8 protein-coding genes are annotated in these 12,654 nt (G+C 66.0%); all 8 read left to right on the forward strand.

Going from position 1 to position 12,654, the window contains the following annotated elements:
- The 8 genes from rbbA (at position 1) to O0880_RS02110 (ending at position 12,469) form a co-directional block, all read left to right on the forward strand.
- Entirely contained in the window at positions 1 to 2,745 is a 2,745-nt protein-coding gene (rbbA, locus tag O0880_RS02075; RefSeq protein ID WP_289884782.1) for a ribosome-associated ATPase/putative transporter RbbA, read from the forward strand.
- Position 2,746: 1 nt separating this feature from the next.
- Positions 2,747 to 3,871, forward strand: a complete 1,125-nt coding sequence (locus O0880_RS02080; RefSeq protein WP_289884783.1) for an ABC transporter permease — start codon at positions 2,747 to 2,749, stop codon at positions 3,869 to 3,871.
- Between the two features lie 101 nt (positions 3,872 to 3,972).
- Positions 3,973 to 6,249: a DUF3141 domain-containing protein gene (locus O0880_RS02085; RefSeq protein ID WP_289887270.1), complete on the forward strand. Its 2,277-nt coding sequence runs from the start codon at positions 3,973 to 3,975 to the stop codon at positions 6,247 to 6,249.
- A 9-nt stretch (positions 6,250 to 6,258) separates the two neighbouring features.
- A complete protein-coding gene (locus O0880_RS02090) occupies positions 6,259 to 7,674 on the forward strand; it encodes a bifunctional enoyl-CoA hydratase/phosphate acetyltransferase (RefSeq protein WP_071321973.1) in 1,416 nt (471 codons plus the stop codon).
- Positions 7,671 to 8,888, forward strand: coding sequence for an acetate/propionate family kinase (locus O0880_RS02095; protein WP_289884784.1), 1,218 nt, complete (start codon positions 7,671 to 7,673; stop codon positions 8,886 to 8,888). Before O0880_RS02090 ends, O0880_RS02095 begins: the two co-directional genes overlap by 4 nt.
- Positions 8,889 to 9,108: 220 nt before the next feature.
- A complete protein-coding gene (locus tag O0880_RS02100; protein ID WP_289884785.1) occupies positions 9,109 to 9,585 on the forward strand; it encodes a hypothetical protein in 477 nt (158 codons plus the stop codon).
- 154 nt (positions 9,586 to 9,739) lie between these two features.
- Complete coding sequence (locus O0880_RS02105) at positions 9,740 to 12,070, forward strand: M43 family zinc metalloprotease (RefSeq protein ID WP_289884786.1); 2,331 nt, start codon at positions 9,740 to 9,742, stop codon at positions 12,068 to 12,070.
- Between the two features lie 63 nt (positions 12,071 to 12,133).
- The gene (locus O0880_RS02110; RefSeq protein WP_289884787.1) at positions 12,134 to 12,469 is read left to right on the forward strand and encodes a hypothetical protein; all 336 of its coding nucleotides are present in this window, start codon (positions 12,134 to 12,136) and stop codon (positions 12,467 to 12,469) included.
- Positions 12,470 to 12,654: the final 185 nt, after the last annotated feature.

Genomic DNA, 12,654 nt, shown 5'->3' on the forward strand with positions numbered 1-12,654 from the left:
ATGGACGTGAACCCATTTGTCGTCAGCATCAAGGGCGTCAGCCAGCATTACGGCAAGACGGTGGCGCTCGACGCCATCGACCTGGACGTGCCGGCCGGCCGCATGGTGGGCCTGATCGGTCCCGATGGCGTGGGCAAGTCGAGCCTGCTGTCGCTGGTAGCCGGCGCGCGCGCCGTGCAGCAGGGCAGCGTGATGGCGCTGGGCGGCGACATGCGCGATGCGCGCCACCGCGACGACGTCTGCCCGCGCATCGCCTACATGCCGCAGGGCCTGGGCAAGAATCTGTATCCGACCCTGTCGGTCGAGGAAAACCTGCAGTTTTTCGCGCGCCTGTTCGGCCACGACGCGGCCGAGCGCCGCCGCCGCATCGACCAGCTGACCCGCAGCACGGGCTTGCAGCCCTTCCTGGCGCGCCCGGCGGGCAAGCTGTCGGGCGGCATGAAGCAGAAGCTGGGCCTGTGCTGCGCGCTGATCCACGATCCCGACCTCCTGATTCTCGATGAGCCGACCACCGGCGTCGATCCGCTGGCGCGCGCCCAGTTCTGGGACCTGATCGCGGGCATCCGCGTGCAGCGCCCGCAGATGAGCGTGATGGTGGCCACCGCCTACATGGACGAAGCGCAGCGCTTCGACTGGCTGGTGGCCATGGATGACGGCAAGGTGCTCGACACGGGCACGCCGGCCGAGCTGCTGGCGCGCACGCACAGCGACAACCTGGAAGCGGCCTTCATCAAGCTGCTGCCCGAGGCCAAGCGCGCCGGCCACCAGCCCGTGGTCATCACGCCGCTGGACGCTGCCAGCGCGCAGGATGTCGCCATCGAGGCAAAGGACCTGACCATGCGCTTCGGCGATTTCACGGCCGTCGACCATGTGAATTTCCGCATCGGCCGCGGCGAGATTTTCGGTTTCCTCGGTTCGAACGGCTGCGGCAAGTCGACCACCATGAAGATGCTCACTGGCCTGCTGCCGGCCACGGAAGGCAAGGCCTGGCTGTTCGGCAACGAGGTCGATTCCAGCGATATCGACACGCGCCGCAGGGTCGGCTACATGTCGCAGGCATTCTCGCTGTACAGCGAGCTGACGGTGCGCCAGAACCTGGTGCTGCACGCGCGCCTGTTCCACGTGCCGGAGAAAGACATCCCGGCGCGCATCGACGAGATGGCGCAGCGCTTCGACTTGCGCGAGGTGATGGACGGCTTGCCCGACAGCCTGCCGCTGGGCATACGCCAGCGCCTGTCGCTGGCCGTGGCCATGGTGCACAAGCCGGAAATGCTGATCCTCGACGAGCCCACGTCTGGCGTCGACCCCATCGCGCGCGACAATTTCTGGCGCCTGATGATCGAGCTGGCGCGGCGCGACCACGTCACCATTTTCATTTCCACCCACTTCATGAACGAGGCCGAGCGCTGCGACCGCATTTCGCTGATGCATGCCGGTAAGGTGCTGGTCAGCGACGCGCCGGCCGAACTGGTGCGCAAGAAGGGCGCGCCGTCGCTGGAAGCGGCCTTCATCGCCTACCTGGAAGAAGCGGGCGGCGGCACGGCGCCGGCGGCAAAGGAGAGCGAGGCGCCTGTGCAGGAAGCGGCAGCGCAGGCACCGGCGCCGCAGCACCGGCGCAGCCGCTTCAGTCTGGGCCGCATGCTCAGCTACATGTGGCGCGAAACGCTGGAATTGCGCCGCGACCCCGTGCGCCTGACGCTGGCGCTGGGCGGCTCGGTGCTGCTGCTGTTCGTCATCGGCTTCGGCATCAGCCTGGACGTCGAAGACCTCAGCTACGCGGTGCTCGACCACGACCAGACGACGCTGAGCCAGAATTACACGAACAACCTGGCCGGCTCGCGCTACTTCATCGAGCGCCCGCCGCTGCGCGACTATGCCGATATCGACAAGCGCATGCGCAGCGGCGAACTGTCGCTGGCCATCGAGATCCCGCCCGGCTTCGCGCGCGACGTGCAGCGCGGCGCGCCGGCCCAGGTGGGCGCGTGGATCGACGGCGCCATGCCGATGCGCGCCGAAACCGTGCAAGGCTACGTGCAGGGCATGCACCAGCTGTGGCTGGCCGACCAGGCGCTGCACCGCTATGGCGTCAAGGTGAGCAATCCGGTCGCCATCGAGACGCGCTTCCGCTACAACCCGGACGTGAAAAGCCTGCCCGCGATGGTGCCGGCCGTGATCCCCTTGCTGCTGCTGATGCTGCCGGCCATGCTGGCGGCGCTGTCCGTCGTGCGCGAAAAGGAACTCGGCTCCATCATCAACCTGTACGTGACGCCCGTCACGCGCCTGGAATTCTTGCTTGGCAAGCAGGTGCCGTACGTGGTGCTGGCCATGTTCAACTTCGTCCTCATGGCCCTGCTGGCGGTCACCGCCTTCGGCGTGCCGATCAAGGGCAGCCTGCCGACCCTGATCGGCGCCACCTTCATCTTCAATATCTGCGCCACCGGCATCGGCCTGTTCGCCTCGACGTTTACGCGCAGCCAGATCGCCGCCCTGTTCGTGACCATGATCGGCACCATGATCCCGGCCATCCAGTTTTCCGGCCTGCTCAATCCGGTCTCGTCGATGGAAGGCGTGGGCAAGGCGATCGGCCTGATGTACCCGGCCACGCACATGCTCAACATCAGCCGCGGCGTGTTCAACAAGGCGCTGGGCTTCGGCGACCTGCACGCCTCGTTCTGGCCCCTGCTCGTCGCCATTCCCGTGATCCTCGGCGTGACGGTGGCGCTGCTGAAGAAACAGGAGAGCTGATTTGCGACACCTTGAAAATATCTACCGCCTGGGCGTGAAGGAAATCTGGAGTCTGATCCGCGACCCGATGATGCTGATCCTGATCCTCTACACGTTTACCCTGGCGATCTACGTGGCCGCCACGGCCAAGCCGGAAACCCTGCACATGGCCTCGATCGCCATCGTCGACGAGGATGGCTCGCCCCTGTCCGGACGCATCGCCTCGGCCTTTTTCCCGCCGCAGTTCACGCCGCCGGCCATGATCAACCAGAGCCAGGTCGATGCGGGGCTGGACGCGGGCCAGTACACATTCGTGCTGACGATCCCGCCCAAGCTGCAGGCGGACGTGCTGGGCGGGCGCCAGGCGGAGCTGCAGCTGAACGTGGACGCCACGCGCATGAGCCAGGCCTTCAGTGGCAGCGGCTATATCCAGCAGATCGTCGCCGGCGAAGTGGCCGAATTCGCCAAGCGCTATCGCGGCGCGACGGTCTCGCCGGTGGAACTGGTGATGCGCGCGCGCTTCAACCCATCGTTGAGCCAGGCCTGGTTCGGTTCGCTGATGGAAATCATCAACCAGGTGACGATGCTGTCGATCATCCTGACGGGTGCAGCCCTGATCCGCGAACGCGAACACGGCACCATCGAGCATTTGCTGGTGATGCCGGTGACGCCGGCCGAAATCATGCTGGGCAAGGTCTGGTCGATGGGCCTCGTGGTGCTGCTGGCCGCCGCCCTGTCGCTGAACCTGGTGGTGCGCGGCATGCTGCACGTGCCCATCGAAGGCTCGATCGCGCTGTTCCTGTGCGGCGCCGCCCTGCACCTGTTCGCCACCACCTCGATGGGGATTTTCCTTGCAACCGTGGCGCGCAGCATGCCGCAGTTCGGCATGCTGCTGATCCTCGTGCTGCTGCCGCTGCAGATGCTCTCGGGCGGCAGCACGCCGCGCGAAAGCATGCCCGAGCTGGTGCAGAACATCATGCTGATCGCGCCCACCACGCACTTCGTCGAATTGAGCCAGGCGATCCTGTACCGGGGCGCCGGCATCGACGTGGTATGGAAGCCGTTCCTGGCCCTGCTGGCGATCGGCACGGCCCTGTTTACCTTCGCGCTGGCGCGTTTTCGCAAGACCATCAGCCAGATGGCGTAGGTTCCGCGCTGGAATGTTCCGGCACTCACTGCATGAAAAGGATAGTCATGAAGATCGAATCTGCTCCATTTTTCTCCACCGGCGGCCTGCCCTCGCTGGGCATGCTGGGCGACTATGCGCGCGACTCGTGGCAGCGCATCGTGCTGTATGCGGACGTGATGCGCCGGCGCGGCAACCAGTACCAGGAGCATCTGGCCGAGGAAGTGCCGAACGTGCTCGATTTTCCGGCCGAAGTGGTGATGTCTGGCCTGGAACTGGCGCGTCCCGTCAATTACGGCCTGGCGCGCATCCTCGTGGCCGATGCGCCGGAACCCGATCCCACGAAACGCCCGTTCGTCGTCGTCGATCCGCGCGCCGGGCATGGCCCCGGCATCGGCGGCTTCAAGGCCGAAAGCGAGATCGGCGTGGCCCTGCGCGCCGGCCATCCCTGCTATTTCATCGGCTTCCTGCCCGATCCCGTGCCGGGCCAGACGGTGGAAGACGTGATGCACGCGGAAGCGCAATTCCTCGAAAAGGTCATCGCCCTGCATCCGCACAGCGAGGGCAAGCCTGTCGTCATCGGCAATTGCCAGGCGGGCTGGCAAATCCTCATGACGGCGGCCATGCGCCCGGACCTGTTCGGCCCCATCATCGTGGCCGGCGCGCCCGTGTCGTACTGGGCCGGCTGGCATGGCCGCAACCCGATGCGCTATGCGGGCGGGCTGATGGGCGGCAGCTGGGCCACGGCGCTGGCCGGCGACCTCGGCAACGGCCGTTTCGACGGCGCCAGCCTGGTGCAGAATTTCGAGAACCTGAACCCGGCCAATACCCTGTGGAGCAAGCAGTACAACCTGTACGCGAACATCGACACGGAAGCGCCCCGTTACCTGGAATTTGAAAAATACTGGGGCGGCCATGTCTTCCTGAACGACGTCGAGATGCAGTACATCGTCGACAATCTGTTCATCGGCAACCGCCTGGCGACGGCCGAACTGATCACGTCCGACGGCGTGCGCCTGGACTTGCGCAATATCCGTTCGCCCATCGTCGTGTTTTGTTCGAACGGCGACAACATCACACCGCCGCCGCAGGCGCTGGGCTGGATCACGGACCTGTACCGCGACGACAAGGACGTGCTGATGCACGACCAGACCATCGTGTATGCCGTGCATGACAGCATCGGCCATCTGGGCATCTTCGTGTCGGCCAAGGTGGGGCGCAAGGAGCACCAGAAGTTCGCCAGCAATATCGACCTGATCAACCTCCTGCCGGCCGGCATCTACCAGGCCCTGATCGTCGACAAGACGCCCGACACGCCGAACGCGGATCTGGCCAGCGGCGATTACGTGCTGCAGGTCGAGCGCCGCAGCATCGAGGACGTGCGCGCCATCGTGCAGCCGGACGTGGAAAACGACCGCAAGTTCGCCGCCGCCGCGCGCGTGTCCGAAGTCAACCTGGCCCTGTACCGCACCTTTGCGCAGCCGTGGGTGCGCGCCATGGTGACGCCGCAGACGGCGCGCTTCCTGCAGCTTACGCATCCGCTGCGCGTGTCGTACGAGCGCTGGACGGACCACAATCCGCTGGCCGCGCTGGTGGCCAGGGAGGCGGAAAAAGTGCGCGCGAACCGCCAGCCGGTGGCGCCCGACAATCCGCTGCTGGCCATGCAGGAGGCGTTCTCCGGCGCCGTCACGGCGGGCTTGAACAGCTGGCGCGACTGGCGCGACACGCTGCAGGAAACCACCTTCGACCTGGTGTATGGTTCGCCCCTCGTGCAGGCGCTGACGGGACAAGCCATCGGCGATGCCACGCCGCCACGCCCGCATCCTGGCATCTCGCCCGAGCATTGCGAGTACGTGCGCTGCGAAACGCGCAAGATGGACGAGGACATGCAGCAGGGTGCACTGGTGGAAGCGGCCGTGCGCTCGCTGTTCTATATCTACCGCTTCCGCATGATCGCCGACGAGCGCCGCGTCAACCTGGCCCTGAAACTGGTCAAGCCGCAGTACACGCAGGGCGTCAGCATGGAAGAATTCCGCCACATCGTGCGCCAGCAGGCGCGCCTGATGCTGCATGATTTCGACGCCGCCGTCGCCGCCTTGCCGGTGCTGTTGTCGCGTGCCGAACCGGATGCCATCCGCGCGCTGGCCGAATGGCTGCAGCAAGTGCTGCTGGTGCCGGACGCGCCGACGCCGGACGAGGAGGCGAGCCTGCAGCAGATGCTGGCCGTCTTCGACCGCGCCGCACGGGCGCAGGAAACGGTGCAGAAAAAGGTGCAAGAAGCGGTGCAAGAAGCGGTGCAAGAAAAGGCGCAGCCGGCGGCCGTGCGAGAATCGCAGCCTGTCCCTGCATCCACGACGAAGCCCAAAGCCAAACCTGCCAAGAACATTACCCCAGCCTAGAAGGCCAAGATGACCACCACCAAAACTGACGACTTGAATATCGTGCGCAACCGCACCTTCGAGCAGATCGCCATCGGCGACACTGCCAGCATCACGCGCACCCTGAGCATGGACGACATCGCCCTGTTCGCGGTGATGTCGGGCGACGACAATCCGCAGCACCTGGACGCCGAATTTGCCGCCTCCAGCCGCTACCAGGGCGTGATCGCGCATGGCATGTGGGGCGCGGCGTTGATTTCGGCCGTGCTGGGCACGCGCCTGCCCGGCGCCGGCACCGTCTACACGGGCCAGACCCTGCGTTTCCTGCAGCCCGTGCGCGTCGGCGATACGCTCGATATCAGCGTCACCGTCACGGCGCTGGAACCGCGCAACCGCCACGTGACCCTGGCCTGCCGCTGCGTCAATCAGCATGGCGCCGTGGTGCTCGATGGCGAAGCGCAGGTGGTCGCGCCGGCCGAACAGATCGAACGCGCGCGCGCCACCCTGCCCGAAGTGCGCCTGCATAACGGCGACGGCACGCGGCGCCTGCTGGAGCATGCGCGCACCCTGGGGCCGATCAAGGTGGCCGTGATCCACCCTTGCGATGAATTGAGCCTGTCGGGCGCGCTCGACGCGCATGCGGCCGGCCTGATCACGCCCGTGCTGGTGGCGCCGCGCGCACGTCTGGAAGCCGTGGCGGCACAGGCGGGCCTGAGCCTGGAAGGCATCGCCATCGAAGACGTCGAGCATAGCCATGCGGCTGCCGCGCGCGGCGCCGAACTGGCGGGCAAGGGCGAGGTGGAAGCGCTGATGAAGGGCAGCCTGCACACGGACGAACTGATGTCGGCCGTGCTGTCGGCCAGCGCCGGCCTGCGCACCAAGCGCCGCATCAGCCATTGCTTCCTGATGCAGACGCCCGCCTATCCGCGCCCCTTCATCATCACGGACGCCGCCATCAATATCGCGCCCAACCTGGCGATGAAGGCCGACATCGTGCGCAACGCCATCGACCTGGCGCACGTGATCGGCGTGGCCGAACCGCGCGTGGCCATCCTGGCCGCCGTGGAAACGGTGAATCCGGACATGCCGGCGACCTTGGACGCGGCGGCCCTGTGCAAGATGGCCGACCGCGGGCAGATCACCGGCGCCATCCTCGACGGCCCGCTGGCCTTCGACAACGCCGTCTCGATCGCCGCCGCCACCGTCAAGGGCATCGTTTCCGAGGTGGCGGGCCGCGCCGACATCCTGCTGGTGCCCGACCTCGAGAGCGGCAACATGCTGGCCAAGCAGCTCGAATACATGGGCGACGCGGACAGCGCCGGCATCGTGCTGGGCGCGAAGATTCCCGTCATCCTCACCAGCCGCGCCGACTCGCGCGCCAGCCGCATCGCCTCGTGCGCCATCGCCGTGATGCTGGCCAACCACTACCGGAGCACGCCGCCATGAACACCCCTGTCCAACATGCCGACGGCGCCCTGATCCTGGTGCTTAATTGCGGCTCGTCGAGCATCAAGTTCGCCCTGTTCCAGCAGGCGGACGGCGTGCTGCCGCAGCAGGCTGAATGGAGCGGCAAGGTCGAAGGCATCGGCCGCGAAAGCGCCACCTACCGTGCCGGGGGCCTGCCGGCCGAGGCCCTGCAGTTCGACCCGCAGCAGCCGCACCATGCGGCGCTGGCGCACATCCGCGAAAAAGTCGTCGAGCGCCTGGCCGGGCGTCCGCTGCAGGCCGTGGCGCACCGCGTGGTGCATGGCGGCAGCAAGTATTTCGCCCCCGTGCGCATCGATTTCAAGGTGCTGGCGGACCTGAAAAGCTTTGTGCCGCTGGCGCCCTTGCACCAGCCGTTCGCGCTGGAGGCGATCGAGGTGCTGCTCGAGTCGCGTCCCGACATCGCGCAGGTGGCGTGCTTCGACACGGCCTTCCACCATACGGTGCCGCAGGTCGAGCAGATGCTGGCCCTGCCGTACGATGCGTGGGAGCGGGGCTTGCGCCGCTATGGCTTCCACGGCCTGTCGTATGAATACCAGTCGCTGGTGCTGGAGCAGCGTTTCGGTGCTGTCGCGCGGGGCAAGGTCATCGTCGCGCACCTGGGCAGCGGCGCCAGCCTGTGCGCCATGGAGAACTTGCACAGCGTGGCCACCACCATGGGCTTTTCCGCGCTCGATGGTTTGATGATGGGCACGCGCTGCGGCTCGCTCGATCCGGGCGCCGTCATCTACCTGATGGAAATCGAAAAGCTGTCGCTGGAAAAAGTGGCGCACGTGCTGTACCACGAGTCGGGCTTGCTGGGCGTCTCCGGCGTGTCGGCCGACCCGCCCGTGCTGCTGGCGCAGCAGGACCGGCAGGATGCAACGGGCGAGCGCATCCGTGCCGCGCTGGCTTTATATATCCGCCGCATCGTGCGCGAGATCGGCGCCCTGACGGCCGTGCTGGGCGGGCTGGACATGCTGGTGTTTACGGCCGGTATCGGCGAGCACAGCGCGGAACTGCGCCAGCGCATCTGCGCCGAGCTGGGGTTTATCGGCCCCGTGCTCGACAGCGAGGCAAATGCGCGCAATGCCAGCCGTATTTCCAGCGAGGACAGCCGCATCGTCGTGGGCGTGGAGCCGGCCAACGAGGAGTGGGTAGCGGCCCGCCATGCGGCGCTGGCCGTCGGCGCGTGAGTGCCTGAGACGCGTGGCCGCGCTCCGCGCAATGGGAAATTTGCCGAATTGCACATATTTCCCATTGAGTGCGATAGCGCACAGTCTGGTTTCGACTTTGTCCTTACTATGAAGTCATGCCATCGAGCTGCTGACAACAACAGCGCGATGCCTGGCAAATTTGGAACATTTTGCCCGCCTTTAGTAAAAATAAATCGAATCCATATTGAAAGGTCACATCATGAACAAATTACTCGCCGCCCTGATCGCTACCCTGTTTGCCACCGCCGCCATCGCCCAGACGGCGCCGGCTACCGAAGCCGTCGTGAAAGCCCAGGCTTCCGCGCAAAAAGACGTCAACAAGGCTGCCGCTTCGGAAGCCAAGGTCGATGCCAAGGCTGACGCCAATGTCGCCAAGGCAGAAATGAAGGCCGACGAAAAGAAAGCCGACGCCCATCACAAGGCCAATAAAACCAAGGCCAAGGCCCACGACAAAGTGGTGCATGCCGACCCGGAAGACAAGCTGAAAGCGGAAGCCAAGGCCGACAAGGCGGCCGCCAAGGCCGATGCAAAAGCGGGCAAGGCTGCCGTGAAAGCCGATGCTAAAGTTGCCAAGGAAAAAGTGGAAGCGAACGCCGACAAGGCTGTCGCCGCCACCAAGACGGAAGAAGCCAAGGCCAAGGCCGACGCTGAAGTCAAGGCCGCCGCCGCCAAGTAATTCCCCATGCAGGTTTTCCTGTAGCAAAAAAGACAGCCCCGGCTGTCTTTTTTTTCGCCTGCCTTTTCCCTGGCGTTGCCATCCTTGACGTGCCTCAAATGCCCGCCCTGTCGCCGTGCCATAGTGAATTGGCAGACAGACCAAGGGAGACATCATGACTACCGCCAAAACGAAAAAAACACCGGCGACCGGTTCCGCTGACGGCATGCCGGCCATGCAGTCCATGCCGGTCGAGGGCGACATGCAGGCCGCCGATGCCGGCGCGGACAGCGGCGATCACATGCCCGGGCCACGCCTGGGCGTGTCGTATGCCGACCAGGCGGCCATCCATGCCGCGGCGGCAGCGGATGCGGCAAGCATGCCCGCCGGCGGCATGCAGCAGGCATCGCAGGGCATGGCCGGCGCCAGTTGCATGCATGTGGGCGATGGCGACGGCATGGGCGGTGACCGCGACGGGGCCGGTGGTGGCGCGGGCGGCGGCATGGGGGGCGGCGGCGATGGCGATAGCCAGGGCGGCGGCACGCCGCAGGTGCGCACCTGCGCCACGATGGACGTGCATCGTCGCCTGCTGAGCGAAGATCCCGCCTATGCGCGCGTGCGCGACGATATCGAGAACCTGGCCGGCTTGTACGAAGGCGACCGCAGCATCGCCGCGCGCGCCGGCGTGACGCAGATACCGGTGGTGGTGCACGTGGTGTGGAACACGGCCGTGCAGAATATCTCGGACGCGCAGATTGCCAGCCAGATCGATGTGCTCAACCGCGATTACCGGCGCACGAACAGCGATGTTGGCAGCACTCCGGCACCATTCCTGCCGCTGACGGCCGACGCGCGCGTGGAATTCGCGCTGGCCACGCGCGATCCGAATGGGGCGGCCACCAGCGGCATCGAGCGGCGCCAGACTACAGTGACGTCCTTCGGCGCCGACGACGCCGTCAAGTCGCAGGCGACGGGCGGCATGAATGCCTGGCCGTCCGATACCTACCTCAATATCTGGGTCTGCCAGCTTGGCGGTGGCTTGCTCGGCTACGCGCAGTTTCCCGGCGGCCCGGCCGCCACCGACGGCGTGGTGGTCTTGCAATCGGCGTTTGGCACCGTCGGCACGGCGGCGCCGCCGTTCCACCTGGGCCGCACGGCCACGCACGAGGTGGGGCATTGGCTGAACCTGAACCATATCTGGGGCGACGACGGCACGGGGTGCTCGGGCACCGACAACGTGGCCGACACGCCCAACCAGGGTGGACCGAACACGGGCCAGCCTTCGTTCCCCCATGTTTCCTGCAGCAATGGACCGAATGGCGACATGTTCATGAATTACATGGATTATGTCGACGACCCGGCCATGTTCATGTTTACCACGGGCCAGGTGGCGCGCATGCAGGCGTGCCTCGATGGCCCGCGCGCCAGCATCGGCACGGGCGCGGGCGGCGGCTCCACGCCGCGCCAGAGTTCCTCTCCCGTCGTGGCCTGGGGCGCGAACCGCCTCGACGTCTTCGTGCTGGGCACCGACCGCGCGCTATACCACAAGGCCTGGAATGGGGCGGCGTGGGCGCCCTCCGTGAGCGGTTACGAGGGGCAGGGCGGCATTTGCACGAGTGCGCCGCAGGTGGTGTCATGGGCGCCGAACCGGCTCGACGTTTTCGTCACGGGCACCGACAGCGGCCTGTTCCACAAGTGGTGGAATGGTTCGGCATGGGGGCCGTCGCTGACGGGCTACGAGGCGATGGGCGGCCTGTGCGTGGGCGACCCGCGCGCCGTGGCCTGGGGCCCGAACCGTCTCGACGTGTTTGTCGTCGGCACGGACCGGGGCCTGTATCACAAATGGTGGAATGGCGCCGCCTGGGGACCGTCGCTGACGGGCTACGAAGCCATGGGCGGCATCTGCCTGGGCCAGCCCGAAGCCGTGGCCTGGGGCCCGAATCGCCTGGACGTGTTCGTCATCGGCACGGACCGCGCCCTGTACCATAAATGGTGGGACGGCACGGCCTGGGGACCGTCGCTGACCGGCTATGAACGGCTGGGCGGCATCTGCATGTCGTCGCCGAAGGCGGTGGCGTGGGGGCCGAACCGCCTCGACGTGTTTGTCACCGGCACCGATGGCGCGCTGTACCATAAGTGGTGGGATGGCACGCAATGGGGGCCATCCATCGATGGCTTCGAACGTCTGGGCGGCATCTGCGTGGGCGAAGTGGAGGCCGTGTCGTGGGCGGCCAACCGCCTGGACCTGTTCGTCATCGGCACGGACAGCGCGCTGTACCACAAGGCGTGGAACGGCAGCGTCTGGAGCCCATCGCTGACAGGCTTTGAAAACCTGGGCGGCGTGTGCACGTCGCGTCCACGCGCCACGGCATGGGCGGCCAACCGCCTCGACGTGTTTGTCACGGGCACCAATGGCGCCCTGTTCCACAAGGCCTGGAACGGTTCGGCCTGGTCACCATCCGTGAGCGGCTATGAAAGCCTGGGCGGCGTGGTATCGTGCTTCTGACGGCGTACTATGGGCGTCTGGACAGCGATGGCTCGGAAAGGGGGCGGCATGCATGGCATGACGATGGCATTGCCCAGCGGTAGCTGGACGCATTCGTTCGAAGAAGATGCGGGCGGCATCGAAGTGTACCGGCCCACGGCCACGTTCGCGTTTCCACCCAGCCGCAAGGGGCGCAAGGTGCTCGAATTTGGCACCGGCGAAAAAACGGGGGAAGAAGGCGCCGCCACCCTGACCGCCATGTCGCCCGGCCCCGATGACCGTCCGCGCGCCGGCGCGGCCGACCGGCTCGTTCCCTTGGGCATGGGCCGCTATGGCTTGGGCGGCACGGCGGCGGCGCCGCAAGAGGTGCTGGAAATCATCGAGGCCACGCCGGACATCCTCAAACTGGCGCGGCGCTGACGAGGAAGAGCCGCTGCTTGCGCGGCCGCCGGCATTGTTCCCTCACCTTGAATGAATATCGCCCACCTGGCCATCTGCCAGATAAATCACGTTGACTGCCTATTTAAATCTGTTAACTGTTGCTGGTCTGGTGTCTAGCGGAAAGTTCTCGTATGGACGGCGCTTGCATAAAACGCTAGACTAAA

Origin of the sequence: Janthinobacterium sp. SUN118 (assembly GCF_030397695.1) — a bacterium.
Lineage (GTDB): Bacteria > Pseudomonadota > Gammaproteobacteria > Burkholderiales > Burkholderiaceae_D > Janthinobacterium.